Annotated in this window: 23 protein-coding genes and 1 pseudogene; 6 read left to right on the top strand and 18 right to left on the bottom strand. The window is 70.4% G+C overall.

The window, feature by feature from the left end; genetic code table 11:
- The 9 genes and pseudogenes from ACIBK4_RS18270 to ACIBK4_RS18230 form a co-directional block, all read right to left on the bottom strand.
- Nucleotides 1-182 (bottom strand): annotated as a pseudogene (locus tag ACIBK4_RS18270) (ABC transporter permease); the annotation flags it as partial.
- 5 nt (nt 183-187) lie between these two features.
- The gene (locus ACIBK4_RS18265; protein ID WP_398995769.1) at nt 188-1207 is read right to left on the bottom strand and encodes a sugar ABC transporter substrate-binding protein; all 1020 of its coding nucleotides are present in this window, start codon (nt 1205-1207) and stop codon (nt 188-190) included.
- A 276-nt stretch (nt 1208-1483) separates the two neighbouring features.
- Complete coding sequence (locus ACIBK4_RS18260) at nt 1484-2332, bottom strand: sugar phosphate isomerase/epimerase family protein (RefSeq protein ID WP_398995768.1); 849 nt, start codon at nt 2330-2332, stop codon at nt 1484-1486.
- A gap of 128 nt (nt 2333-2460) precedes the next feature.
- Nucleotides 2461-3348, bottom strand: coding sequence for a sugar phosphate isomerase/epimerase family protein (locus ACIBK4_RS18255; protein ID WP_398995767.1), 888 nt, complete (start codon nt 3346-3348; stop codon nt 2461-2463).
- Nucleotides 3345-4292 (bottom strand): NAD(P)-dependent oxidoreductase, encoded by a 948-nt coding sequence (locus ACIBK4_RS18250; protein WP_398995766.1) that lies wholly within the window; start codon nt 4290-4292, stop codon nt 3345-3347. The genes ACIBK4_RS18255 and ACIBK4_RS18250 overlap by 4 nt, the downstream gene beginning before the upstream one ends.
- 4 nt (nt 4293-4296) lie before the next feature.
- Entirely contained in the window at nt 4297-5514 is a 1218-nt protein-coding gene (locus ACIBK4_RS18245; protein WP_398995765.1) for a Gfo/Idh/MocA family protein, read from the bottom strand.
- A gap of 174 nt (nt 5515-5688) precedes the next feature.
- Complete coding sequence (locus ACIBK4_RS18240) at nt 5689-6459, bottom strand: HpcH/HpaI aldolase/citrate lyase family protein (RefSeq protein ID WP_398995764.1); 771 nt, start codon at nt 6457-6459, stop codon at nt 5689-5691.
- A complete protein-coding gene (iolD, locus tag ACIBK4_RS18235) occupies nt 6456-8420 on the bottom strand; it encodes a 3D-(3,5/4)-trihydroxycyclohexane-1,2-dione acylhydrolase (decyclizing) (RefSeq protein WP_398995763.1) in 1965 nt (654 codons plus the stop codon). The genes ACIBK4_RS18240 and iolD overlap by 4 nt, the downstream gene beginning before the upstream one ends.
- Nucleotides 8421-8463: 43 nt before the next feature.
- On the bottom strand, nt 8464-9906 hold the full coding sequence (locus ACIBK4_RS18230) for an aldehyde dehydrogenase family protein (protein WP_398995762.1): 1443 nt from the start codon (nt 9904-9906) through the stop codon (nt 8464-8466).
- A 278-nt stretch (nt 9907-10184) separates the two neighbouring features.
- On the opposite strand from ACIBK4_RS18230, the gene ACIBK4_RS18225 reads away from it, so the two are divergent.
- Nucleotides 10185-11087, top strand: a complete 903-nt coding sequence (locus ACIBK4_RS18225; RefSeq protein ID WP_398995761.1) for a 2-hydroxy-3-oxopropionate reductase — start codon at nt 10185-10187, stop codon at nt 11085-11087.
- Nucleotides 11088-11134: 47 nt separating this feature from the next.
- On the opposite strand, the gene ACIBK4_RS18220 is transcribed toward ACIBK4_RS18225, so the two are convergent.
- From ACIBK4_RS18220 to ACIBK4_RS18210, 3 genes are all read right to left on the bottom strand, one after another.
- Nucleotides 11135-12361 carry a cysteine desulfurase-like protein gene (locus ACIBK4_RS18220; RefSeq protein WP_398995760.1) on the bottom strand — a complete coding sequence of 409 codons (1227 nt, stop codon included), beginning with the start codon at nt 12359-12361 and terminating at the stop codon, nt 11135-11137.
- Nucleotides 12362-12732: 371 nt separating this feature from the next.
- Nucleotides 12733-13527, bottom strand: a complete 795-nt coding sequence (locus ACIBK4_RS18215; RefSeq protein WP_398995759.1) for a response regulator transcription factor — start codon at nt 13525-13527, stop codon at nt 12733-12735.
- 195 nt (nt 13528-13722) lie between these two features.
- Nucleotides 13723-14217: a PaaI family thioesterase gene (locus tag ACIBK4_RS18210; RefSeq protein WP_398995758.1), complete on the bottom strand. Its 495-nt coding sequence runs from the start codon at nt 14215-14217 to the stop codon at nt 13723-13725.
- A gap of 92 nt (nt 14218-14309) precedes the next feature.
- On the opposite strand from ACIBK4_RS18210, the gene ACIBK4_RS18205 reads away from it, so the two are divergent.
- Nucleotides 14310-14792, top strand: coding sequence for a winged helix-turn-helix transcriptional regulator (locus ACIBK4_RS18205; protein ID WP_398995757.1), 483 nt, complete (start codon nt 14310-14312; stop codon nt 14790-14792).
- Here the strand turns inward: ACIBK4_RS18205 and ACIBK4_RS18200 are convergent.
- The gene (locus ACIBK4_RS18200; RefSeq protein ID WP_398995756.1) at nt 14781-16838 is read right to left on the bottom strand and encodes a GH92 family glycosyl hydrolase; all 2058 of its coding nucleotides are present in this window, start codon (nt 16836-16838) and stop codon (nt 14781-14783) included. The genes ACIBK4_RS18205 and ACIBK4_RS18200 overlap by 12 nt on opposite strands.
- A 224-nt stretch (nt 16839-17062) precedes the next feature.
- Between ACIBK4_RS18200 and ACIBK4_RS18195 the strand changes: the two genes are divergently transcribed.
- A complete protein-coding gene (locus tag ACIBK4_RS18195) occupies nt 17063-18343 on the top strand; it encodes a PQQ-binding-like beta-propeller repeat protein (RefSeq protein WP_398995755.1) in 1281 nt (426 codons plus the stop codon).
- A gap of 40 nt (nt 18344-18383) precedes the next feature.
- The gene (locus ACIBK4_RS18190; protein ID WP_398995754.1) at nt 18384-19346 is read left to right on the top strand and encodes a phosphotransferase family protein; all 963 of its coding nucleotides are present in this window, start codon (nt 18384-18386) and stop codon (nt 19344-19346) included.
- Nucleotides 19347-19411: 65 nt separating this feature from the next.
- Here ACIBK4_RS18190 and ACIBK4_RS18185 read toward each other — a convergent pair whose 3' ends face one another.
- From ACIBK4_RS18185 to ACIBK4_RS18175, 3 genes are all read right to left on the bottom strand, one after another.
- A complete protein-coding gene (locus tag ACIBK4_RS18185) occupies nt 19412-20584 on the bottom strand; it encodes a DNA gyrase subunit B (protein WP_398995753.1) in 1173 nt (390 codons plus the stop codon).
- A gap of 340 nt (nt 20585-20924) precedes the next feature.
- Nucleotides 20925-21419, bottom strand: coding sequence for a flavin reductase family protein (locus tag ACIBK4_RS18180; protein ID WP_398995752.1), 495 nt, complete (start codon nt 21417-21419; stop codon nt 20925-20927).
- Entirely contained in the window at nt 21416-22078 is a 663-nt protein-coding gene (locus ACIBK4_RS18175) for a TetR/AcrR family transcriptional regulator (protein WP_398995751.1), read from the bottom strand. Before ACIBK4_RS18175 ends, ACIBK4_RS18180 begins: the two co-directional genes overlap by 4 nt.
- A gap of 151 nt (nt 22079-22229) precedes the next feature.
- On the opposite strand from ACIBK4_RS18175, the gene ACIBK4_RS18170 reads away from it, so the two are divergent.
- Both ACIBK4_RS18170 and ACIBK4_RS18165 read left to right on the top strand, forming a co-directional pair.
- Nucleotides 22230-23294, top strand: a complete 1065-nt coding sequence (locus ACIBK4_RS18170) for a medium chain dehydrogenase/reductase family protein (protein WP_398995750.1) — start codon at nt 22230-22232, stop codon at nt 23292-23294.
- Between the two features lie 47 nt (nt 23295-23341).
- On the top strand, nt 23342-23932 hold the full coding sequence (locus ACIBK4_RS18165; protein WP_398995749.1) for an ester cyclase: 591 nt from the start codon (nt 23342-23344) through the stop codon (nt 23930-23932).
- A gap of 14 nt (nt 23933-23946) precedes the next feature.
- On the opposite strand, the gene ACIBK4_RS18160 is transcribed toward ACIBK4_RS18165, so the two are convergent.
- Together ACIBK4_RS18160 and ACIBK4_RS18155 are read right to left on the bottom strand one after the other, a co-directional pair.
- On the bottom strand, nt 23947-24381 hold the full coding sequence (locus ACIBK4_RS18160) for an NUDIX domain-containing protein (protein WP_398995748.1): 435 nt from the start codon (nt 24379-24381) through the stop codon (nt 23947-23949).
- A gap of 63 nt (nt 24382-24444) precedes the next feature.
- Nucleotides 24445-26199 carry an RICIN domain-containing protein gene (locus ACIBK4_RS18155; protein ID WP_398995785.1) on the bottom strand — a complete coding sequence of 585 codons (1755 nt, stop codon included), beginning with the start codon at nt 26197-26199 and terminating at the stop codon, nt 24445-24447.
- Nucleotides 26200-26210: the final 11 nt, after the last annotated feature.

The following is a 26210-nucleotide window of genomic DNA, read 5'->3' as shown; positions in this document are numbered from 1 at the left end:
CGCACCGGCGGAGCGGCGATCAGGAAGAACACGTACACCGCGGCCGCACCGAGGAAGACACCCACCTCGGGACGCGCCAACAGCCGTAGCGGCAAGGCCCTTTCGGAGGTCCGTCCGTCCGCTTCGAGGACCGGCGGAGCCGGCGACGGGGAGCCCGTCGCCGGAGCCGTGAGCTGAGTCATGGGTGTCACCTGGTTCCCTTGGCGGCGAACTCGGCCACCTTGGCGACGTTCGTCTTGTCGACGAAGGCCGGGCCGGTCAGCACGGGCTCCTGGCCGCCGCCGCTGTAGTTGCCGTTCGTCTTGTAGAGCCACAGCGAGTCGACCGCCAAGTAGCCCTGGAGGTACGGCTGCTGGTCGACGGCCCACTGGATCTTGCCGGCCTTGATGGCGCCGACCGCGTCCTTGTTGAGGTCGAAGGTGGCGAGCTTGGCCTTGCTGCCGGCATCGGCGATGGACTGGATGGCGGTCATCGCGAACGGGGCGCCGAGTGTCGTCACGTAGTCGATGGTCTTGTCCTGCGTGAGCTTGGCCGTGATCGTCGACTTCACCGACGGCATGTCCGTGCCGTTGACGTAGAGGATGTCGGTCTTGCCGGTGAAGGTCTTCTTGACGCCGGCGCAGCGGGCCTCCAGGGCGACCTGGCCCTGCTCCATGATCACGCAGATGGTGTGCTTGGCGCCGACCGAGTTGAGCTTCCGGCCGAACGCCTCACCGGCGATGCTCTCGTCCTGGCCGAAGTACTCCAGCAGGCCCTGCTTCTTCCAGTCCTGCACGCCGGTGTTGAAGCCGACGACGGGGATGCCGGCCTTCTCTGCCGTGGCGACGACGTTCTTCATGGCGTCGGGCTTGGCGAGGGTGAGCGCGATGCCGTCGACCTTCTGGTCGATCGCGTTCTGCACCAGGTTCGACTGGTTCGGGCCGTTGGGGTCGCTGGAGTACACGAGCTTGACGTTGTCCTTGGCGGCCGCGGCCTGGGCGCCCTTGCGGATCGTGTCCCAGAACGTGTCACCGGGGGCCGCATGCGTGATCATCGCGATCGTCATGCGGGGCGTGGTGGCCTTGCCTGCCGAGACACCGCTGCCGCTCTCGGTGGACTGCTTGCCTCCGGAGCTGCTGGAGCAGCCGGCCACAAGCAGTGCGGCCGTCGCCGCCGCCGCGACGACGGGGAGGATTCTGCGGGAGCGGGGGTGGGATGTACGGTCCATCTTTCCGGCACCTCACTGTGCTACAGGGGAAAGGGCGGCTGATCGTGCGAAGACCGCGGATCACATGCCGTTAACACGGCTGTTGCCTATGACGAGATAGAACCGTCACGCCACCCTGAGGTCAACGCTTGTAATGACATCATTTATCCATCACGACAAGATGTCTGAACAATTGCTTGACGGCCGCCAAAAGCGTGTCCCGTACATCGAATTGGAAATGAAAACAGGGGCGACGGGAGCGACCGTGGTTTCGCTCCCGCCACCCCTGTGGCCTTTTCAGTTCACGAGCGCCGCGGCACTCCGATAAGCCGCCGCGGCGGCCTCCCGCACCGGCAGCGCACGGTGCGTGTCGGAGAGGATCTCCACGCCCCAGGGGCCGCGGAAACCGGCCGTCCGGAGCGCGGCGACGATCCCCGGCAGGTCGAACGAGCCCTCTCCGCACAGGAGTCGGCGATGCACGGTGTCCTCGAAGAGCGTGCCGACGACGTCACTGTGGGCGTCGTTCAGCTCCACGCCGACGATCCGTGACCCGGGTACGTCCGCCAGTTCGGCCGGCGGCGTGTGGGCGCGCTCGACGTGCCAGACGTCGATGATGAGCCCGCCCGCCGGATGACCGGCGGCCTCGACGAGCCGTAGCCCGTCGTGCACGGTCTTGAGGTTCGACCAGGGCAGGGGCTCGACCCCGAGGCGGGCGCCCACGCCGTCGGCCTGGGCGGCCAGTACGGCGAACTCCTTGGCCCAGACGTCGAGTTCCCAGGGTTCGTCCGCGACGTCGGGGCCGATCTTGAAGGTGCGGGCGCCGAGTGCCTCGATGGCTCTGAGCATGCCGGTGCGGACGGTGTCCGACGCGGCCCGCCGGGGTCCGTCGGCCCACCAGTCGGTGAGGAGTTCGAGCTCGACGTGGTCGATCCCGTTGTCCGCGAAGAGCGACCGGATCCCGGCGATCCCGTACTCGCGCTCGGCCTCCACCAGGTCCGCGTACAGCAGCCCGAAGGCGGTGAATCCGGCGTCCCGCGCCGCTTCCACCCGCTCCCTCAGATTCAGTGGACTGCGCAGGTCCTCCTCGTCGGGAGCGGTGTCGCCCGCCGTGGTCCAACAAGTGGCCAGAAATTGGTCAGCGGTCATTTCTGTTTCCTGGATTCCTCACGTTCGGAAAAGAGGCGGAACCCGATCGCTCCGGCATTTTGGGATGGCCGTCACGCATCGGTCAATCCCTCAGAAGCCATCAAAAACGCATCAGGCCCCGTATACGACTACGCGACGCCGCGCAGCACCGAGCGCAGGTGCTCCGCGCTGGCCCACACGTCCTCGACCGGGCCCTTCGCCTTGGGCTCCTCGGTGAGGATGGTGTCCTGTTCGAGGACGTACCAGCCGTCGTAGCCGCGCGCGCTGAGGTGGGTCACGATGGCCTCGACGTCCACGTCGCCCGCGCCCAGCGGCCGGTACATGCCCTTGCGCACGGCGTCGGTGTAGCTGAGCTTGCCGTCCTGGACCTTGGCGGCGAGGGAGGCGTCCACGTCCTTCATGTGCGTGTGGGCGATGCGCTCGGGCGCCTGGCGGGTCAGCTCGGCCGGGTCGGTGCCGCCGATGAGGAGGTGGCCGGTGTCGAGACAGAGCGAGATCGCCGAGTGCTCCAGAACGCGGCGGACCTCGTCGCCGTTCTCGATCATCGTGCCGACGTGCGGGTGCAGGACGGCGCGCACCCCGCGCTCGGCGGCCAGCGAGGCGAGCCGGTCGAGGTTGGAGAGCAGCAACTTCCAGCCGTCGGCGTCGAGTTCGGGGCGGGAGTCGTAGCCGTCCTGGCCGGTGACGGCCGACAGGACGAGCACCTCGGCCTTGGAGGCGTCGTAGCCCGCGAGGAGCTGTTCGGCCTCGGGCAGCGGGTCGTGTCCGGGCACGTGCAGCAGCAGCGGGGTGAAGCCGCCGACGGCGTGCAGGTCGTGGTCGGCGAGGGTGCGGGCCATGGCGTCCGGCGCGCTGGGCAGGAAGCCCTCGGGGCCGAACTCGGTGGCGGCGAGGCCGACCTCGCGCATCTCGTTCAGGACCCGCTCGGGCGTCAACTGGTAGCCCCAGCCGGGCACTTCGCACACACCCCAGGAGATGGGGGCACCGGCGATCCTGTTCAGGGGGGTGGTGGTCATGCTGTGGCCTTTCTGAGGTTCCAGTCGGGGTTGGCGACTGCGGCCGGCGGCCGCCCCGCGAGGATGTCGGCGACACCGCGGGCGGCGTCGACGAAGGTCAAGGTCATCGCCCGGCGCGTCATACCCATCAGATGAGGGGTGAGAACCACGTCGGGGTGATCGAACAACGGATGGTAGAGGGCGGGTTCCGGATCGAACACATCCAGTCCTACGCCCGACAGCCGCCCCGATTCCAGTGCCGCCAGGGTGGCATCCGGGTCGAGCAGGCCGCCGCGCCCGCAGTTGATCAGGATCGCGCCCGGCTTGACGCGGGCGAGCAGCCGCTCGTCCACGAGGTGCCGGGTCTCCTCCACGAGCGGGGCGTGCAGGGTCAACACGTCGCTCGCCTCGGCAAGTTCACCGAGATCGGTGCGGGCCAGCTCGGCCGGCGGCGGGCTGAACGGGTCGTAGGCCAGCGTGCGCATCCCGAAGGCGGCGGCGAGTTCGCCGACCCGGCGGCCGATGCGGCCGTAACCGACGATGCCCAGGGTGGCGCCGTCCAGGTCGCCGACCGGGACGGTGTTGCGCCGGGCCCACTGGCCGTCGCGCACCAGCTCGGTGAGCGGCTTGAGGCGCTTGGTGAGGTGCAGGGCCATGGCGAAGACGCCCTCGGCGACGGCCCGGCTGCCGCTGTTCGGGGTGATGACCACGGGGATGCCCCGCGCGGAGGCACTCTCGACGTCGACGAGGTCCACGCCGACCCCGGTGCGGGCGATGACCCGCAGGCGCGGGGCGCGCCGTAGGAAGTCCTCGTCGACGCGGCGGTCGGCGCGGACGATGGCGCCCTCGGCGACCGCGAGATCGTCGGGCGTGGGGTCGGTGACGAACCGGACCCGTTCCCCCAGGACGGGGCCCACGGTGTCGGTGTCGACGGGCCCGAGGGCCACCACCACATGCTCGCTCATACGATCAACTCCGCACCGGATGACCGAAGTTGGCGCCCGGCACGGCGGGCACCGGCTGCCAGGCACCGTTCTGTGCGGAGGCCGCCGCGGCCGCGATGACCTCGGCGACGGCGTGCGCGTCCTCGATCGTCGAGTTGTTGTGCTCGATGCCGGCGACGGCGGCGAGGAACTTCTTGGCCTCGATCACCTTGAGGTCGTCGTAGCCCATGCTGTTGCCCGGGCCCGGCTGGAAGCTGGCGTAGTCGCCCATGTGGCCGTTGCCGAGGACGGTGGTGTAGCCCTGCTGGGGGCCGCTGCGGTCCAGGGCGACGCGCAGTTCGTTCATGCGCTCGAAGTTCCAGGTGACCGAGCCGTCGGTGCCGTAGATCTCGAAGCCGATGCCGCACTGCGGGCCGACGATGATGCGGGACGCCTCCAGCGTGCCGACCGCTCCGCCGTGGAAGCGGACGAGGGCGGCGCTGTAGTCGTCGTTCTCCACGGGCGCCAGCTCGCCGTCCTCGATCACCGCGAAGTGCGTGCCCGAGCCCATGGGCAGGATCGGGCGCTCGGTGTAGACGGTGCTGGTGAGGGCGGAGACCTCGTCGATCGGGGCGACGACATAGCTGACCAGGTCCACGACATGGCTCAGCAGGTCACCGAGCGCGCCGTGTCCGGCCAGGTCCCGCTTGAACCGCCAGGACAAGGCGCCCTTGGGCTCGGAGGCGTAGCCGGAGAAGAAGGTGGCGCGGACGTTGGTGATACGGCCCAGGCGGCCCTCGGCGATCAGCTCGCGGGCGCGCTCGACGGCGGGGGCGTGGCGGTAGTTGTAACCGATGGAGGTGACGACCCCGGCCGCGCGGGCTGCCGAGGCGACCTCGGCGGTCTCCTCGGCACCGCGCCCGACGGGCTTCTCGATCCAAAACGGCTTGCCGGCCTTGGCGGCGGCGATCCCTATCTCGTGGTGCAGGAGATTGGGCGCGCAGACGGAGACGACCTCGACCTCGGGGTCGTCGAGAACGGCACGGTAGTCAGTGCCCGCCCGCTCGTAGCCGAGGACGTCACGGGCGTACGCGGCGCGGTCCTCGGCCGTATCGGCGGCGTGGACGAGGCGGGGCTTGATGCCCAGCTCGGGGTAGACGGACGGGAGGGCCTGGTAGGCGCGGCTGTGCAGCTTGCCCATCCAGCCGACACTGATCAGTCCGACGCCGATCTCACGGGCGGCGCCCGGGGTGTTGGGGTTCATTGCTGTCTCCTGACGGTGCCAAGCAGCCTTCATGAAGTGGGGCGGGCGCGCCCTTGGGGCGCACGCCCCAGGGGCGCGGGGAACGGCGCGACCAGCCACGACGGCGCGCCGGACGAAAGACGACGCTCACCGCCCTGCGGCGCAGCCGCATAACGACACAGCCGGCCTCAACCTCTACCCCCGGGCCTGGCCGAGCGCAGCGGACAGCGCCGCCGCGAGCAGCGTCGCGTCCGAGCCGATGCCGATGAACGTCCACCCCTCGGCCCGTTTCGCGGCGGCCGCCGCCCCGTCGGGGACGAGCAGTCCACAGGCCTTGCCGTGCGCGGCGGCGGCTTTGCGGACGCGCTCCAGGGCCTCGCGGTAGACCGGCGCGTCGAACTCGCCGGGCACACCGAGGTCGTGACTGAGGTCGCGCGGGCCGACGAACAGGACGTCGACGCCGTCCAGCGCCGCGATCGCCTCGACCTCGGACAGGGAACTCGCCGACTCGATCTGGACCACGCCGAGGATCTCGCCCTCGCGGTCCAGCGCGCCGGAGTCGAGCCCGAAGCGGCAGGCACGGTTGTACGTGGCCACACCCCGGTCACCCGTGGGCGGGTACCTCAAGTGCCGTAGCGCTTCGGCGACTTCGGCCGCCGTGTCGAGGCGCGGCAGCATGATGCCGGCGGCGCCCAGGTCGAGGACGCGGCCGATGCGGATGCGGGCCGCGGACTCCACGCGGACGACGGTCGGGACGCCGTAGGACGCCGCGATCGGGAAGACGTAGCGAGCCTGTTCTTCGCCGCCCGCGCCGTGTTCGAGGTCGAGCAGCAGCCAGTCGGCACCGGCGGCGGCGCACACCTCGGCGGAGACCGGGGAGGCGGTGCCGACGAAGGTGCCCAACGTGGCCTCGCCGGCGGCGAGTCGGGCGCGCAGCCGCCCATGGTCCAAGGGTGAGTTGCTCATCCGTACCACCTCTGGGACGCGAGACCCTCTTCGTACTCGTCGCGGAGTTGCGCGACGGCTTCCTGCTCGGAGACCTCGGCCGGGGCCACGTCCCACCAGACACCGGCGCCGGGGAGGTCGGCGTGCGGGATCACGGGGACGACCAGGACGACCGGGCCGTCGTGGTCCCGGGTGTCGGCGAGCGCGGCGCGCACCTCGGCGGTGGTCGTGGCGCGGAGGGCGCGGGCACCCAGGCCTTCCGCCGTTTTCACGAGGTCGACCTGGAGGTAGTCGCCCTCCAGACGCGCGGGCTTGCCCGAGCCGATCCCCAGGCTGCCGTCGCGGTAGCGGAACTCGTTGCCGAACTCCCGCCCGTTGCGGCCCATTTGGAGCCGGTGGATGACCTGGTAGCCGTGGTTCTCCGGGATCACGATCGTGATTGGGAGTCGCTCCTGGGCGGCCGTGACCAGCTCGGTCGGCGCCATCAGGAAGGTGCCGTCGCCGAGCAGGGACAGCACGCGCTTCGACGCGTCCGGCTGCGCGAAGCGCACACCGATCGCGGCGGGCAGCTCGTAGCCCATGCAGGAGAACCCGAACTCCAGGTGCGCGAACCGCCCTTCGGTGGCGTCCCACACCTTCTGCAGGTCACCGGGCGGGCCACCGGCGGCGGCGATGATCGTGTCTCCGGCCCGCGCGTGCTCCTGGAGCAGACCGATCAACTGGCCCTGGGTCAGGGCGGCTTCGGTGCCCCGTACGACGTCGGAGTCGTCCGGCAGCGCGCTGAAGTCGAAGGCGGTGTCCGGGTCGAGCGCGGCGATGCGTTCCGCCTGCCACCGCTCGTCCAGGGTGCGCACCTTGCCCTGCCAACTCTCGGACGTGGTCGTGCCGTTGGCCTGTACGGCCTCTGCCAGCGCGGCGAGGGCGCGCTTGGCGTCGGCGACGATGCCGGTCGCGCCGAGGCGGCCCGCGTCGTGCACGTTGACGTTGATGCTGGCGAAGCGCACGTCCGGGTTCTGGAAGACGGAGTGCGAGGCGGTCGCGAAGTCGGTCAGCCGCGAGCCGACGGTGAGCACGAAGTCGGCTTCCCGGGCAAGGGTGTTGACCGCCGGGGTGCCTTCGAGGCCGATGCCGCCGAGCTGCCACCAGGCGCGGCGCTGGACGGCGCCCTTGCCCGCGAACGTCTCGACGACGGGGACGCCAGCCGCGTCGGCGAGAGCCTCCAGCTCCTCGGTGGCACCGGAGTACACTACCCCGCCACCGGCGATGATCAGCGGTTTCTCCGCCTCGGCGAGCAGGCGCGCGACCACGGCGACCTCGTCGGCGTCCGGTGCGGGGCGGCGGATCGGCCAGTCGTGCTCGGCGAAGAACGCGACCGGGTAGTCGTAGGCGTGGGACTGGATGTCCTGCGGGAGCGAGACGACGACCGCGCCGGTGTCGACGTCGGTGAGGGCGCGCATCGCCGCGGGGAGAGCCGTCAGCAGCTGCTCGGGGCGGGTGATGCGGTCGAAGAAGCGGGAGACGGGCCGGAAGGCGTCGTTCACCGAGGCGTCGGCCTCGATCGGGTGCTGGAGCTGCTGAAGTACCGGGCCCTGGTGGCGCGTTGCGTAGGTGTCGCCGGGCAGCAGCAGGACGGGCAGCCGGTTGACGGTGGCGAGGCCCGCGCCGGTGACCATGTTGAGCGCGCCGGGGCCGATCGAGGCGGTCACCGCGAGGGTGGAGTGCCGCTTGGTGGCCTTGGCGTAGGCGGTCGCGATGTGGACCAGCGCCTGCTCGTTCCGGCCCTGGACGAACGGGAGTTGGTCGCTGAGCTGGTCGAGGGCCTGGCCGAGTCCGGCCACGTTGCCGTGCCCGAAGATGCCGAGCGCGGCCGGTACGAGGCGGCGGCGCTCGCCGTCGGCCACGGAGTACTGGCGGGAGAGGTAGGTGACGACGGCCTGGGCGACGGTGAGGCGCACCGTGCCCTGTTGCGTCCGGTCGGTCATGAGTCGGCTCCTGAGTGCGGGGATGTACGGGGACGCGACGGGATCACCAGGGGCGGCCGTGCAGCACGATGGTCTTGACCTCGGTCATCTCACTGACGGCGGCGCGGGGGCCTTCCTTGCCGTAGCCGCTGCCCTTCAGGCCGCCGTACGGCATCAGGTCGGCGCGCCACAGGGGCGTCCAGTTGATGTGGACCGAGCCGGCGTCCATCTCCCGGATGGCACGGACCGCGCCCGCGATGTCGGAAGTGAAGATGCCGGCGCCGAGGCCGTAGTCGGTGCCGTTGGCCTGGGCGATGGCGGACTCCCAGTCGGCGGCCGAGCTGACGGCGACGGCGGGGCCGAACAACTCCTGCTGGCTGAACGGGGAGTTGGGGTCGACGTCGGCCACGACGGCCGGGGACACCACGGTCCCGTCGCGCTCGCCGCCGGTCAGGATGCGGGCGCCGTCGGCACCGGCCTGGGCGATGGCGCGCTCCACGCGTTCCGCCTCGGCGGTCGTGATGAGCGAGCCCATGGTCGTGTCGGGGGACGACGGGTCGCCGGTCGTGATGGCCTTGACCTTCGGCACGAGCGCGTCGAGGAAGTCGCCGGTGATCGACGGGTGCGTGATCACGCGCTGGACGGAGATGCACACCTGCCCGGCGTTGACGTAACCGCCCAACGCGACGGCGCTGGCTGCCAGTTCGAGGTCGGCGTCGGGCAGGACGACGACCGGGCAGGAGGCGCCCAGTTCGAGGGAGAGCTTCTTCACCCCGGCGACGCGTGCGATGTGCTCGCCGGTCGCGGTGGAACCGGTGAAGGAGATCTTCCGTACCCGGGGGTCGGTGACGAGGAGGTCGCCCAGCACACCGCCGGAGCCGACGAGCACCGAGAGCACGCCCTCGGGAAGGCCGGCGTCCACGAAGCACTCGGCGAGGGCCAACGCGGTCAACGGCGTGGAGGTGGCCGGCTTGAGGACGACGGCGTTGCCCGCCGCGAGCGCGGGGGCGAGTTTGTGGAGCACGAGCAGGGCCGGGTAGTTGAACGGCGTGATGGCCACGACGACACCGCACGGCTGGCGCAGGGTGAATCCGACCTTGTCCTGGCCGGTGCCGCGGTTGGCGTCCAACGGCAGGGTCTCGCCGTAGAGCTGGGTGCCCTCGAAGGCCGCGAGACGGATCAGGTCGCCGGAGCGGGAGGCCTCGCCGGTGGCCTCGGTGATGGTCTTGCCCGACTCGGCGCTGATGGTCCGCGCGATCTTCTCGGCGCGCTGGTCGGCGAGTTCCGCCGCGCGCAGCAGGATCGTCATGCGCTCGTGGGCCGGCGTCCGCCGCCAGATCGCGGCGCCGAGCTCCGCCGCGACGAGAGCCCGCTCGACGTCCTCGGGACCGGCCACCCCGACCGTGCCGACGGTGGAGCCGTCGAAGGGCGACGTGACCTCCCGGGTCCGTCCCTCCCCCGCCGATGCCTGCCACCGGCTGCCGATGAGTAGTTCCGCAGGCGCCATTGCCTTCTCCCTCCAGGAGCCGTCATGACCGAAAGACGTACTGATCAGCCGAGACGTACTGATCAGCCGCCGGCCAGGCCGTTTACATGGGCGCAACGGTAGGTGCGTCGCAGGGCATTGTTGAAGGGGTGGAATCCATCATTATCCCGTCATTGGACACATCTTTTTTCCATCATCCGTACCGCCACTACGCTCGACGCGGGCGGATCGTGCACGCTGCCGCAACACCCGCCCCTCTCGCCCCGCACGCCGACGACCAGAAGGAAGCGCACCCCACCATGGCCACGTCAGCCGTCCAGCCCCGCACCATCGCCTTCATCGGCCTCGGCATCATGGGCTCCCCCATGGCCGCGAACCTCGTCCGGGCCGGTCACACCGTGATCGGATACAACCGGAGCCGCCCGGCGGTGGACCGCCTAGTCGAGGCGGGAGGCCAGGGAGCGGACAACATCGCGTTGGCGGTCGGCGCTGCGGACGTGGTGATCACGATGCTCCCCGCGGACGCGGAGGTCACGGAGGTCGTGCTCGCCCCGGACGGCGTCCTGGCGCACGCCCGCCCGGGCAGTCTCCTCATCGACATGAGCAGCATCGGCCCGCGCACAGCGGTCGCCGTAGCCGAGGCGGGCCGGGCCAAGGGCGTACGGGTCCTGGACGCCCCGGTGTCCGGTGGCGAGGCGGGTGCGGTGGACGCCGTGCTGTCCATCATGGTCGGCGGCGAGAGCGCCGACTTCACCGACGCCGAGCCGGTCTTCCGCGCCCTCGGCACGACCGTCGTCCACGTGGGCCCGCACGGCGCGGGCCAGACGGTGAAGGCCGCCAACCAGCTCATCGTCGCGGCCAACATCCAGGCCCTCGCGGAGGCGGTCGTCTTCCTGGAGAAGTCGGGCGCCGACCTCCCCTCCGCCCTGGAGGTCCTGGGCGGAGGCCTGGCGGGCTCCACCGTCCTGACCCGCAAGAAGGACGCCATGCTGAACCACGACTTCAAGCCCGGCTTCCGCATCGACCTCCACCACAAGGACATGACCATCGTCACCGACGCGGCCCGCGCCATCGGCGCCGTCCTCCCCCTGGGCGCCCTCACCGCCCAGTTGATGGCGTCGGCCCGCGCGAACGGAGACGGCGCCCTGGACCATTCGGCACTGCTGCGGGGCGTGGAACGACTGTCGGGCAAGCACGTATAGCGCGCCTCAACTCTCCTACTAAGAAGGCGACTTGAGGACGCAGGCCATCAGCGGGACGCCTGCTTCAAGAACAGAGCGAGCCCGTTCAGAAGCCGGTCGACGTCGTCGGTGCCGGTGTAGGGCGCGAGGCCGATGCGCAGCCCACCGGAGTCGCCCAGCCCCAGCCGTCGCGAGGCTTCGATGGCGTAGAAGGAACCGGCCGGCGCGTGTACGTCACGTTCCGCCAGGAACCGGGAGGCCTCCTGCGTACCCTGCGCGCCGAACGATTCATCCAGGGTCAGGAGCACGGTGGGCGTACGATCGACGGCCTTCGAGTGGACGATGACCCCCTCCAACTCGGCGAGCCCGTGGTCGATGAGCGTGCGCAGGGTCTCCTCGTGCCGGTGGAGCGCGGCGAGACTCACGGCCAGCCGCTCGCGCCGGCTACCGGTGGCGTCCGAGTCCAGCCCGGCGAGGACGTCCACGGCGGTACTCGTGCCGGCGAGCAACTCGTAGGGCAGCGTGCCGAGTTCGAAGCGTTCGGGAACCGCGTCGGAGGACGGAAGAAGCTTGTCCGGCCGCAGGGTTTCCAGCAATGCGGGGCGAGCGGCAAGGACACCGTGGTGCGGGCCGAGGAACTTGTACGGCGAACAGACGAAGAAGTCCGCGCCGAGTCGGTCGATGTCGACCAGGGCATGCGCGGTGTAGTGGACACCGTCGACCCAGAACAGGGCGCCCATCTCATGCACCAGACGGGACATCTCGGTGACCGCGGGACGGGTCCCGATCAGGTTGGAGGCGGCGGTGACGGCAACCAGCCGGGTCCGCTCGGACAGAACGGCGCGGAGGTGGTCCAGGGTCAGTTCACCGGTAGCGGGGTCGAAGTCGGCCCACCGCACGGTTGCGCCAACACGCTCGGCCGCCTGTACCCAAGGCCGGATGTTGGCATCGTGGTCGAGCCGGGTGACGACGACCTTGTCTCCGGGCGCCCAACTCGCGGCGAGGGTACGGGAGAAGTCGTAGGTGAGCTGCGTGGCGCTACGCCCGAACACGATCCCCGAAGCCTCCGCCCCGAGCAGATCGGCCATGGCCTCACGAGCCCCGGTGACGATCGCGTCGGCGTTGCGCTCCCCCACGGTCACCTGCCCACGGTTCGAGAGCGGATTAGCCAGCGCCCGGGTAATGGCCTCGATGACAGGCCGGGGCGTCTGCGTGCCACCGGGCCCGTCGAAGTGAGCGGTCCCACCACTCAGAGCGGGAAACAGGGCGCGCAGGGCGGTGATGTCGTAAACCACGGAAGTGAGCTCCTGTCGATGCCGTGTACGGGCCGCGGGGCCCCGGGTGTCCAGGACGATCATCGGACATCGAGGGGGTTCGGGGCAGTGGGCGGGGGGTCGATGTCCGATCCAACGCGGATGCCGACGGCTGCACGAGTCGAGATCGCTGCTCCGCAGCGCGCGGCGCGGTGCCGACATGCGGCTCCGCCGCGCACAACCAGACCCCCTAGGGACGCGGGCCTGCATCCATATACGGCTCAGCCACGCAGGCGCACCCCTCGAACACCGCCACACCCAAACCCCCTAGGGGCGCGGGGAACTGCGCGACCAGCCCCCACCGACCCGCACCCACGAGCCGACCCAAAGCCCCGAAGCACCGCCCCGCAGCCTCAGCGCCCCGCCCGCCGCGGCAAAAGCCCGATCTCCTGCGCCCGAAGCACCGTACTCACCCGATCCCGCGTACCCAGCTTCCGATACAAACTCTCGACGTGCTTATGGACCGTACGGACGGAGATGCCCAGCCGGTGAGCAATGGCCGACGCCGTGAGCGCATCCGCGAGGAGCAGCAGGACAGTGACCTGGCGAGGCGTGAGCCGGGAGTCCCCCGGTACCTCCGCCGCCTCGGCCGGTGCCGCCATCGCACGCCACCGTTCGAGGAGTTGCCGCTGCTGCTCCACCCCGGCCAACAGCGGCTGCAACTCCTCGGCGGCCCGCACCTGGTCCTCGGTGAAGTCCGCACCCGCGCGGTACACCAGGCAACCGGTCACCGGAGTCGTCGTACCGGGCAGAGGTATCGCCAGAACGTGATCCGCGTCCATCAAGCGGCTGATCGTCCCCGCGGTGCGACTCCGCGCCCACCCTTTCCCGGCCATCCGATGCGCGGTCCCGGGTCGCCGGACGGCACCGGCCCTGGCGTAGTGGTCCGCGAAGGGATATCCCCGCCGCAGCACCGCCATCGCCTCGTCGTCGATCCGCCCGAAGTGCGCCGCGGCGCCGGGCGACAGCCCCATCGAGCCACTCCGGTCCGTCCACTCACCGAGCTTGTAGATCAGCGCCTCGCCCCCGCACACCTCCGGCAGGGCAGCCGCGACCAACGGCCACAACCGCTCGGGTTCCCGTTCGTGCAGCGCCGCCACCGCCACCGCCAGCATGCGTTCGTACGCCCCGGCCGGCCCGCCCGTCATACGCCCTCACGATCCCGCGTGTGTCACGTCCACGTACCTACGTACCCACGTACGTACTTCTCCCCATACCACCACGGCCACGCCACCCGGCAGAATGCACAGCGTTCCGGCAGCGCCTGCGACCGTATGGATCAAGGGAGTTGACGGTACGGATCCGCCTGCGCGGGGGACAGGCGGATTTCCGCCGTTCCGGGGTCAGACACCCGGGACGGGAAAGAGCAGGCAGCTGCTCGTGGCGTGCGCGAGCAACCGGTCCTTCTCGTCGAACAGTTCGGCCTGGGCGAGCGCGGTACGCCGTCCACCGTTCAGCACGGTCCCTACGGCGCGGACGCGCCCGGTGTCGGCCGTGATCGGGCGCAGGAACTTCACGGTCAGGTCGAGCGAGGTATACCCCATGCCCTGCGGCAACGTGGACTGCACCGCACACCCGGCCGCGGAGTCGAGCAGCGTGGCGTAGACCCCACCGTGCACGCTGCCGATGGGGTTGTAGTGCTCCTCCCCCGGTATCAGCGAGAACACCGCATGCCCGTGCTCCACCTCGTCGAGCGTGAAGTTCAGCGTGGCCCCGATGGGCGGCGCGGGCAGCCGCCCACCGATCAGCTCCCGCAGGAATTCCAGCCCCGTGGACTGTCCTACGGCGGCTGCCGAGACCCCCGGGTCCTCCCACTCGTACGTGCGTGACCGTCCCATACGGCGCTACCTCCCAGCTGGCTTCCTGAAAAGAAGCTAGATCCGCCCGCAGCTGACTGTCAATGACAGAGCCAGGTGGCTACGCTGGCCGCATGGAATGGCTCGACGTGAGCACGGAGAACTGCCCGGTCCAGAGCACGCTCGATCTCGTCGGCGAGAAGTGGACCCTGCTGATCCTGCGGGACGCGTTCATCAGAGTCCGGCGCTTCGACGACTTCCGGCGCCATATCGGGCTCTCGGACGCGGTGCTGGCCGACCGGCTCCGCAAGCTGGTGGCGGCCGGCATCCTGACGACGGTGCCCTACCAGCAGGCGGGGAGCCGCACCCGGCACGAGTACCGGCTGACGAGCAAGGGCCGCGATCTGTGGCCGATCCTCATGGCGCTGCGGCAGTGGGGCGAGACGTACGCCGCCGACCCCGAGGGGCCGGTTCTCGACGTACGGCACACCGAGTGCGGCGCGCCGATCCGCGTGGTGGTGGAGTGCGACGGGCCGCACGGTGCGCTGAAACCGACCGAGGTCACGGCCGCGCCCGGACCGGCGGCCCGTCCCGTACGGACCCCGCTAGCGACGTGAGTGCCTGCGCGACCCGGCGCCAACCGTGAGCGAGGCGCCGTTGCCCCGGTGGACGGTGGCGGTGGTGAACAGGGGCTCTGTGCGGACGAGTTGGTCGGTGCCGGGGACCTCCGGGTACAGGCCGAGGCTCGCCCACACCGCCCAGGACGACATGGCGCCGAGGTCGTCGTTGCCGACGAGTCCGCCAGGGGCGTCGGTGAACAGCGTGGACAGGGCGCGGTGCGTGACCGCCCCTGCACGGTCGGCGTGGCCGACGGAGGCGTAGGCCCAAGGAGTCCCGAACGAGGGCTCGTTGCCCAGGTAGGCGTACGGCTCACCGGCGCCCGCGTTGAGGTTGGTGAAGAAGGTGTCGAGGCGGGCGGTGACGGCTGCGTCCCCGCCCATCGCCGCGAACAGGCCGGGCAGATCCTGCGGAACCATCCACGTGTACTGGGCCGCGTTGCCCTCCACGTACTCCGTCTTCTGGGCCGGGGTGAAGGCGGGCCAGGTGCCGTCGGCGGCGCGGGGCTGGAGGTAGCCGGTGGCGGGGTTGAAGAGGTTGCGCCAGTTCCCGGAGGCCCGCAGCAGGGTGTCGTAGGACGTCAAGTCACCGATCCGGTGGGCGAGTTGGGCGAGCGCGTAGTCGGCGACGGCGTATTCGAGGGTGGTGGAGACCGAGCCCCAGACGCCCTTGGTGCCGGCGGGGACGTAGCCGAGAGAGTCGTACTGCTCGTGTCCGGGGCGCTGGCGGTTGTCCTGGCGGTCCGCAAGAGCCGTACGCAGCAGGGTGCTTGCGTCGAAGTCGGTGCCGCCGAAGGCGTGGATCGCGGACGCGATGGCGGGCAGCGGGTCGCCGACCATGACGCCGCTGCCGCCGTTCGCGAGGGTCCAGCGGTCGAAGTACCCTGCCTGGAGGCCCTGGTTGAGGACGGACTGTGCGATGTCGGAGGCCTCGCGCGGGGCGAGCAGTGCCAGGAGCTGGACCTGGCAGCGGTAGACGTCCCAGCCGGAGAAGTTCGCGTACTGGACGTGCCCGGCCTGGGTGCGGTGGACGAGGCCGTCCATGCCGGTGTAGCGGCCGTCGGTGTCGCTGAAGACGCTGGGGTGCAGGAGGGCGTGGTAGAGCGCGGTGTAGAAGACGCGGCGCTGCGCGTCCGTACCACCGCCGACGGTGATCCGGTTCAGCCACCCGTTCCAGTCGTCGCGCACGTCCTGCCGGATCGTGTCGTACGACTGTGCCTTCTGCTCGTTCAGCGCGTTGCGGCGGGCGCCCTCCACGTCGACGAAGGAGACGCCGACCCGGGCGGTCACCGTGCGCACGCCGGGGGCGAAGGTGACCATGGCCGAGCCCGCCTTGCCGTCGGGGTGGGAGGCCTGGGCGAAAGGCTGGTCGAAGGTCGCGTGGAAGTAGAGCCGGTAGCGGTTCTTGGACTTGCAGAAGGCACCGCTGTCGCTGTACCCGGAGAGTGTGTTGGCGCCGATGTCGACCGATCCCGTGGCCGCGGTGAACGCCTTGGCCGCGTCGATGCTCACGGCGGCGGGGCGGGTGTCGTTCGCCGAGTAGGTGAAGCGGGCGATGCCCGAGCGCTGGGTGGTGGTGAGGTCGGTGCCGATGCCGTTGTCGAAGGTGACGTGGTAACTGCCGGGCGCCGCCTGCTCGTTGGCGTGCGAGAACGTGGCGTAGGCCGGCGGTGCGGTCTCCTGGGTGGGCATGAAGGGGACGTTGCCGTAGGCGGCGCAGCCCGCTCCGGAGATGTGGGCGAGGCTGAAGCCGCGGATGCGGTTGTCGCCGTAGGAGTAGCCGCCGTGCTGGTACGTCACCGTGTCGGGGCTCCACTGCACCCCGCCGAGCGGTGCCGAGGCGCCCGGGAAGGTGTTGCCCGCGCCGCCGCCGTGGCCGAAGTCGGGGCCGCCGGGGGCGGTGCCGACGAACGGGTTGACGTACCGCGCGAGATCGTCGACGGCCCGGGGCCGGGACGTCCCGTCGGCCCGGACCGGCGCGGCGGCCGCTCCGGACGCCACGAGCACCGAGGCCGCCAGCACGGCCCGGAACAGGGGAAGTCGCACCACGTTTCTCCAGCCAGACAGGGGATCCGCCGCCCGCTCGGCGCCGGACCGCGAGTGTCCCCAACCCGGCCCCACCTGCCGTGCCGCCACACCGTCCGGGTCCGAGGACCAGCCGGTCGGGTCATCACTCCGCCGCGTGTCGCCTTCGCCGACCGGGTGTGTATTGACGTGGTGCGTGCGACGCGGCGTCTGAAAGCATGGGTGCTTTACGACGGGGGCGGCCGATGCGACGGGTTCGACTGGTATGCGGGGTGGTGGGTGCCGCGCTGGTCGGGGTGATGGTGGTCGGCTGTTCGAGCTCCGGGGACGCGCGGTCCACCGAGACGGGGCGTACGACGACCACCGCGTCCGCGCACTCCTCCGCGTCGACCTCCGCCGCTTCAACCGCCGCGACGGCGCAGGCGTCCGACGGCGGCCAGGACTCATGGCGTGTCTGGACCCAGGACCTCTCCGGTCCGGAGGGCGTACAGGTCTGCGGTGCCACGGCCCACCAGGTCGTGTGCTCCACCGGTGCGGACGGTTTCGTCGGACGCTCCCGGTCCGACGGCGCGGTCAGCTGGACCGTGCCCACGACCACCACCGGCAAGAACCTCGGACTCGTCGTGGACAAGGCCGACGAACGCGCGGTGACCAGCGGCGGCCGCACCCTGCGCGCCGCCAACCTGCGCACCGGCAAGGCGGCCTGGTCCCACCGACTGCCCGCCGACCGCGTGTACACCCAGTTCGTCGCGGCGGACGGGATCGTCTACGCGCTCGACGCGTGGAGCAGTTTCGACCGCGAGGCGAAGGTCGCGCTCGGCGCCTACCGGGCGTCCGACGGTACGACGCTGTGGCACAAGACCGTCGACGCCGACCGGTACGAGAGCCCGGCCGCGTTCGGCGGGCGCGTCTACACGACCGACTCCTCGAAGGTCACGGCACGCGCCGCCCGTACCGGCGCGACGCTCGCGAGCACGCCCTCCGGCACCGAGTGCCCGCACCTCGTCACCGGTGGCCACTACCTCGTCTGTTCAGGCATCGCGTACACGACCGCGGACACCTTCCCGCCCCTCCGCCGTCTCGACCCGGGCGACCTCCGACCGCTCCCCACCGCCAAGGCCACCGACGACAAACCCGAACGCTCTCTGATCTCGGCCGACGGTGTGCTGATGCTCTTCGAGGTCAGTCCAGAGGATTCCAGCGACGGGGACTGGAACGCCTACGACCTCGACCACCCGAAGAAACTGTGGAGTTACTCCACGACCACGGAGCAAGCCGACCTGGTCGGCGGGCGATTCCTGACCTTCACCCCCCGCAACGACCGCGCCACCCGGGATCACATGATCAGCATCGACCTGCGCGCCGGACCGCACGCGAAAGGTGATGCCGCACCACGCACATCGCCGGCCTACCCAGAGACCGTGGCCAGCGCGTACCCGGCTTTCCTCCTGCCGGGAGGCGACCCGGACTACGTCGTCATCGAGACGATGGTCCATCACATCCTGCGGTCGCTGCCGCTGCCCTAGGAACGGTAGGAACAGCACGACAGGATGAAGGGGTGGCGCGATGACGCACGACGAAGTGGCGGGGGCTGTACGGCCGTTGACCCTGGCCTGGGTGAGCTGGCATCTGGAGGTCGGCGAACGGGTCGTCGGAGTCGAGGAGTTGCACGGTGGCATCACCGCCGAGATGCGGCGGCTGACCATCGGTACGCGGCACGGAGGCAGCCGTGACCTGGTGCTGCGGACCTTCGTCGACCCGTACTTCGTGGAGCGCGCCCAGGACATGCTGAACCGCGAGGCCGACGCCCTCGCCCTGCTCGCGGAGACCGACGTACCGGCTCCCGGACCGGTCGCGGTGGATGACAGCGCCGCGCACTGCGAGTACCCCTCGCTTCTCATGACCCATCTGCCGGGCCGGACCGTCCTCGCCGACGAGGGACTGGCGGTGCGGGTCCCCCTGCTGGCCCGGCAACTCGTGGCGATCCACGGACTGCGCCCCGCCGACCGGCCCAAGGAGTACCAGGCGTGGACGACCGCCGACGCCGTCGTCCCTCCGCACGGCGCCGACGCGGTGGCCTGGGCCGCGGCGACCGACGTGATCCGCAAGCCCGCGCCCCGGTACGAGGGACGGTTCCTGCACCGGGATTTCCATCCCGGCAACGTGCTGTTCGACGGGCCGTCCCACGACGAGGCGGGTCTCCGTGTCACCGGTGTCGTCGACTGGGTTCAGACCTCCTGGGGGCCGGCGGACCTGGATGTGGCGCACTGCTCCACCAACCTCGCGCTGCTCCACGGCCCGGACTGGGGTCTGCGGTTCGCCGAGGCGTACGAGGAGGCCGGCGGGGTGCTGGCCGCCACTGCGGGCGAGCGGTTGTACTGGCGGTTGCTGGACGCGCTGGCGTTCGCGTCCGGTGTGGAGCCGGTGGCTCGGCCGTGGCGGGAGGCGGGGAGAGTTGAGCTGACGACGCGGGCTGTGGAGGAGCGACTGGACGCCTACGTCAACTCCCTGTTGCAGGCGCTGGGTTGAGCCGGTGCGGGGACTGATGTCCGGCTCGGGCAGCCGAGTTGTTCCGGACGAACCACCCCCGGGTGTCAGTCCTGGCCGATGTCTCGTACGATCCCGGCGACGATGTCCGCGGCCCGCTCCGGCCGTTCCTCGAACCATGTGCCGAGGTGCTCCCGGACGGCCTCCGCGACACGGACCCGCACGGTGGGATTGCCCAGCAACGTGCGGGTGGCGCCGAGGTATTCGGGCTGGTCGAGCTTCACCGAGACGACTGCCGTGAGGCCCTCGACGACACGGTCGGCGCAGGCATCGAGGTCGGACGCGGCCGCCAACTCCCGTTCCCGTGCGAACGCGGTGACCGCCGCCACCACTCCGTCGCGAAAGCCGTCGACATGCGTGCCGCCCTCGTGAGTGGCCAGGCTGTTGGCGAAGCCGCGTATCTGTGTCCTGCGGGAGCGTCCCCACAGCAAGGCCACCTCCATTGTCCCCGCCATTGCCTCGTCCTCGTGCTCGAAGCCGAAGACGTCCGGCTGGAGGGCCGTCCCCGTCTCCGCGTCGAGGGCGGCCACGAAGTCCCGTACTCCGTCCGGGAATCGGTACAGCACCGCGCGTACTCCGTCCGCCGGGCGTTCGTCGGTCAGTGAGATGGCCAAGCCACGGTTGAGGAAGGCCAGTTGACGGAAGCGCTCCGCCAGCACGGGGAACGAGCACCATGTCGTCTCGAAGATCTCGGTGTCGGGCCAGAAGGAGATGGTCGTCCCTGTTCCGGTCGCCGAACCCACGCCACCGGTCAACGGCCCCTCGGTGTCGGGCTGTTCGACCTCGACACCGCGCGCGTACTCCTTGACCCATCGGGTCCCCTCGCCCCGCACCTCGGCCGTCAGCCGGCTCGACAGGGCGTTGGCGACGAAGAGCCCCAGGTTGAGGAAGGCAATGACCGCGGTGCGTCGGCCGACGGGGCCCGGACCGACACGGAAACTGGTCAACTGCGCTTCGAGGTCCGGGCTGTAGGGCTCATCACCTCCCGCCCCGTCGTCGGCGACCCGCACCCCGCCGTCGGCCGTGAGCGTCACGTCGACGGAGCGGGCGCGGCCCGCCAGGACCTCGCTCACGGCCCGGTCGACGACGTCCAACACGAGGTGGTACAGCCCGCGTTGACCGGTCGAGCCGACGTACATCCCGGGCCGCTTCCGAACGGCTTCCACGCCCTCCAGTACCTCGATGTGCGTGGCGTCGTACCGCATGCCTTCCGCGCTCACGAAGACCCCTCCCATGGCGTTCGACAGTTGGCCCCAGCCTAGGCGGAACCAGGAAAAACACCAGGTCAGAGGCTTTTCGGCGAGGCCACAGACAGGCGGGTGAAGGAGTACCGGGAAGCCGACGACACGACAGTCACGCACCGCACCCGGAGTGCGTACGAGAGCCCGCCGAAGCCGCGCACGACCCCGTTTCGGGCGCCGCCGAGGGCCCCAATTCCGGTATGTGGCGGGCCAGATGGCGGGCACGGGTGGCGGAGCCTCCGCCGGCTGAGCGAGATCGCAATGCTGCGCCCGGGGTTCTCCTGGCTGCCGTCGGCGACCAACACCCCGTCTTTGACGGTCAGTTCGCGGGGTGGCCCGGGGTGATGTCGATGTCGAGCGCGTCCTTCAGCGACAGCACCGCGGCGTGGCCGCCCTCTCCGTTCTCCACCGACTCCGGGGCGAGCAGGAACCCGACATGGTCGCCGCCGTCGATCCGGCTCTCCACGCGCCCGACGAACCAGGCCGGCGCCTCGTCGAGGACGGGAGACCCGCCCGGCCCCGAGTGCCACGGGACGTCCGCGAACTTGTCGGTACGGTCGCCGGTCTCGCCCCCGAAGAGCCGGGCCAACCGGTCCTGGTCACGGCGGAGCAGATGCACCGTGAGCCGCTCGGCGCGCTCGGCCACCCGGAACGTCCGGTTGGCCCTGGACAGCCAGACCACGAATCGGGCGGGCCGGATCGAACATTGCGAGCCGAACCCCACCAGGCAGCCGGCCCGCTCACCGGCGGCCTCGGCGGTGACGACGTACATCGGCGGGTCGAGCAGGTCGGTGAACGGGTCGAAGTCGGTCATGACGCTCCCTGTGTGTCGTCCGCCAGCACGGCCAGTTCCGAGTCGAAGAACATCGCCGGGTCGAACCCCATCCCCGTGAAGTGGCCCGCGAGTTCCAGGGACAGCACGCCGTGCAGGCGGGTCCAGAAGGTCAGGGCGCGGTGGAGGGCCGCGGGCGGGGCGGGATGGTCGCCGGCCCAGTGCCGGTGGGCTTGCAGGTCGACTTCGAACGGGGTCGTGGGGCCGTCCACGGGCAGCTCCGTGCTCGCGTCCAGCAGGGCCGCCATGATCTCGGACGCTATCCCGGTGACGTCGTCGGGCGCGTGGTAGCCGGGGACGGGTGTGCCGTAGATGAGGAAGTAGCGCTGCGGGTCGGCGAGGGCCCAGTCGCGCAGGGCGTGGGCCAGTCCGGGCAGGTCGGCGCCGGAGGCGGCGGCCGCGCGGAAGGTGTCGGCGAGGCTGCGGTACGCGTCCCGGATGAGTTCGGTGATCAGGTCGTCGCGGCTGGCGAAGTAGCGGTAGAGGGCGGGTCCGCTCATGCCCATCCGCTTGGCGATCGCGTTGAGGGAGAGGGCGGAGGCGCCCGCCGTGGCGATCTGTTCCCGCGCGTGTTCCTTGACCTCCGCGCGGACCTGGTCGCGATACCGCTCGCGTGGGGTCTTCGTGCCCGCTTCCGCCATGACCGGCCGCCTTCCACTCCCGCTCGACTACATGCTCACGCTTCAGTTAGAAGCTATCACGGTCGCTATTGACGACCCCCTCTCGCGTGAGTTACAACTTATAACGAACACGAAAGCTCCTAGCTCGCAACGGATCGCAGTGGAGGTCACCATGAACAACACCGACAACACGAACCACGTGGACAACACCACCGAGGCACTCGTCGAGGTAGTCCTGCCGGGCAAGGTGGAGCCGGAGGGCCTGGAGGTCCGGCACGGAGCAGTGCCCGTCGCGGGCCCCGGACAGGTCGTGATCCGGATGGAGGCGACCGGGGTCTCCTTCGCCGAACAGCAGATGCGGCGCGGGAAGTACTACGACCAGCCCCCGTTCCCCTTCGTCCCCGGCTACGACCTGGTCGGCACCGTCCAGAGCACCGGCGCCGGTGTCGATCCGGGCCTGGCCGGTACCCGGGTCGCCGCGCTGGTCAAGGTCGGCGGCTGGGCCAGCCATGTGCTGGTCGACGCGGCCGACGTGGTGCCGGTGCCCGAGGGGATAGGCGCGGCCGAGGCCGAGACGGTCGTCGTCAACGGCATCACGGCCTGGCAGATGCTGCACCGCAAGGCCCGCGTCCGCGCCGGCCAGACGATCCTGGTGCACGGCGCGAACGGCGGGGTCGGCACCGTCCTGGTCCAACTCGCCCATGCCGCAGGGGTGAACGTGATCGGCACGGCGTCCCCGCGCCACCACGACGCACTCCGCGAGCAGGGTGTCGAGCCCATCGACTACCGTGCCCCCGACCTCACGGCCCGCGTCCGCGAGCTCTCCCCGCGCGGCGTGGACGCCGTCTTCGACCACATCGGCGGCCCCAGCGTCGTCCGGTCCTGGCACCTCCTCGCCCCCGGCGGCACCCTCGTCTCCTACGGCAGCGCCTCCACCCGTGACGACGAGGGCTCCAAGCAGCTGCCGGTGCTCAAGATCCTCGGCCGAGTCTGGACGTGGAACGCGCTGCCGAACGGCCGTCACGCCTACTTCTTCAACGTCTGGGCCGGGCGCGCCCTGAACAAGAACAAGTTCCGCGCCCAGCTCAGCGCCGACCTCACCCAGGTCTTCGCGGCCCTCGAGCGCGGTGAGGTCAACGCCCAGATCGCCGCCCAACTCCCGCTCGCCCGCGTCTCGGACGCCCTGCGCCTGGCCGAGTCCGGCACGGTCGCCGGCAAGGTCGTCCTGACACCGTGACGCGCCCCGCCCTCCCCTCACCCCCACTCCTCCCGGAAGGACCCGCCGTGACCACCGTCCCGCCCGCCCGCACCACCCGACGTCCCCGCGCCCGACTCCTCGTCCCGGCGGCGCTCGCCGCCCTGCTCTGCACGGTCGTGACCGCGAGCGCCTCGGACGCGTCACCCAAGTCCCCCTCCACGACAGCGATCACGACCGTCCAGAGCCACCACGATGGCGCGCACAAGCCCAAGGCGATGCTCGACGACTGGCTCCGGCTCTGGAACGGCGATTACGACCGGGCGCCGGGCATCATCTCCCCCGCCTTCCGCGTCCACGCCGCGCTCCTGGACGGCGGCGACGGCAGCTCCATCCGGGGAGTCGACGGGCTGGTCGCGTGGATCGAGCAGACTCGCGCCGCCTTCCCCGATCTCCGCTTCACCGAGCAGGTCGCCCCGCTGATCGACGGCCGTTACGCGTCCATACGGTGGACGGTGACCGGCACCTACGCCGGCGGCTTCCCCGGCGCCAAGGCCGAGCCCGGGACGGTGGTCACGTTCACCGGCACCGACACGCTCCGGATGCGCGACGGCAGGTTCGTGGAGTACTGGGTCAACACCGACACCCTCCAACTCCTCACCGAGCTCAAGGTGTTGTGACCGCCGTGCGATGGTCAGGCGCCCCAGGTCTCCACATGCGCGAGCACGTAGTCGGCCAGCTCGGCGGGCTGGAGGTTGAGGGCCGCGACGGCCGGACGGTTCAACGCGACCCGGACCGGTTCGAAGAGGCCCGTGTCGGGGTCGTCGAGTTCGGGACCGTGACGGAGGTCCAGGTCCATGGCCACCAGATCGGCGAGGAAGTAGTGCTGGACGACGGTACTCGTGCCGCGCGGTTCGGTCAGGGTCAGGAACTCCGTGGCGGGACCGATCGTGGCACCGATCTCCTCCAACGCCTCGCGGCGCAGGGCCGCTTCGAGGTCCGCGTCCTCGGGCTCGACGCTCCCGCCGACGGTCGTGCAGTACGGATCGCCGCCGGGCCAGCCCCGCTTCAGGACCACCAGATGACCGTCGTCGAGCAGCACGACCCGCGCCTTGTGACGAACCCTCATGTCCCCAACGGTAGTGGGCCGACCGGCAGTTCACCCCGGAAGCCGGCCGGCCCGTCCACCGCCCTACCGTACGAGCTTCCACTCCTGCGAACCGTCCGCCGCCGTGTTCTGCAGGGTCAGCGGCGCTCCGTCGGAGGCACCGGTCAGGTACAGGCTCGTGTTCTTGACCGACTGCAAGCGATAGAACCCGTCACCGCTCTTCACCAGGTTCCAGCTGCCGGTGGCACTGTTGTCGACCCACTGTCCGATCCGCTGGCCGACCGTCGCGTTGCCGGTCCAGATCGCCGCCGCCCGGCCGCCCGACTTGTTCAACAGCGTTACGCCACCGTTGGGTTCGGTCGTCACGTGCCAGTACTGGGTGTCCGGGTTCGCGGCGGAACCCCGGGCCTCCAGGACGACATCGGGGACGTTCCCATTGCCGATGTTCGCGTCGTTCGTCTTCCCGCCGGTACCGATCACCTGGCCGGTCTTCCGGTTCACCAACCGGTAGTAGGCGCCCTTCGACCGTCCGAGATCGACCTCGGCATAGGCGATCGTCGAGGTGCCCTGGTTGTTGAGGATCGCGATCCGTCCGGTGCCGTCGACGTACTGCAGATCGCGGCTGTATCCGGCCCGCGAGGTGGTCTGGTACTCCGTCCAAACCCCGTCGCTACGGCCGCTCTTGTTGACCCAGACGTTGCCGCTGCCGGCCGCGTTGTAGGCCAGGCCTCCCCCGGGCAGCCTGATGACGACCGGACTGCCGCCCGTCGCGAGCGCACGGGATCCGGTGTCGACCGGCAGCGAGGTGACGGCACCACCGGTCACCGAACTCCGGTAGAAATCAAGCGGGTTGTCAGCGAGCAAGTAACGGACGTTGGCTCCGCCGCCCCAGTACTCGTACGTGAGCAGCCACTTGCCGTCCGTGGTCCGCACGACGTTCGTCATGCCCGGCCGTCCGCCACCGATCTCGGTCTTGCCGTCACCCATGGACTGGGTCAGTCCGGCGACATCGACGACGGGGCCGCTCCACTGGGCGCTGCGGCCGTTCCAGGTGCGGTGGGCGAGGATCTGCCCGTGCGAGTCCGTGGCGGTGTCGTTGGCGGGGTCGAGTGTCAGGGCACCGGTGGTCGCGTCGAAGCCGGTGTAGTCGTTCTCGTCGGAGTAGTAGCAGACGAGTTGGCCCTTGTAGACCATCAAGTACGGCTCCCAGACGGGGTCGACCTGCTGGTGCGTGTTGGCCGCGGCGACGTTCTGCCCGATCGCGCCCGCGCTGCCGCCCTGCCAGCCGCCGGTCGCGATGACGTTGACGACCTTCCAGGACGCGCCGCCGTCGGTGCTGGAGTACAGCGCGATGGCGAGGTCGCTGCGGTCACCGTCGTTGGAGGGCGTCCAGTTGGGGTCGGCCGCCTTGTGTTCCTTGTAGTACGCGTCGTCCCCCGACACGACACTCGCGAGGAGCAGCGTGCCTCGCTTCAGCTGTCCGACGTTCTGCGGAAGTGCGTAGAGGTAGGGGTTGGTCCAATTGCTGGTGTACTTCGCGTACTTGGGGTCCTTGGAGAGATACGCGGGAGCCTTGACCTCCGACAGCGGCTGCCAGCTCGTGCCGTGGTCGTCGCTCTTGTAGACCGGGAGCGTCTGCCCGTCGGCACTTCCGGTGGCGGACACGACGGTGGACTTCTCGAACGACGCGACCAGCCGCCCGCTGGGCAGTTGGGCCGACTTCGGGTAGACGGCGCAATTGCCCCGCCCCTTCAAGCACGGTTCGTTGCCGAGCTGATAGAGGATGCCGCCCGTCGGGTTGTACGCCTGCGCACCGGTGGCCATGGGCACCGCGAGCATCGCCGCCGCCC

The organism is Streptomyces sp. NPDC050528, assembly GCF_044457795.1.
Lineage (GTDB): Bacteria > Actinomycetota > Actinomycetes > Streptomycetales > Streptomycetaceae > Streptomyces.
Note: the sequence above shows the minus strand (reverse complement) of the source record. Positions and strands in the feature narration are given on the sequence as shown.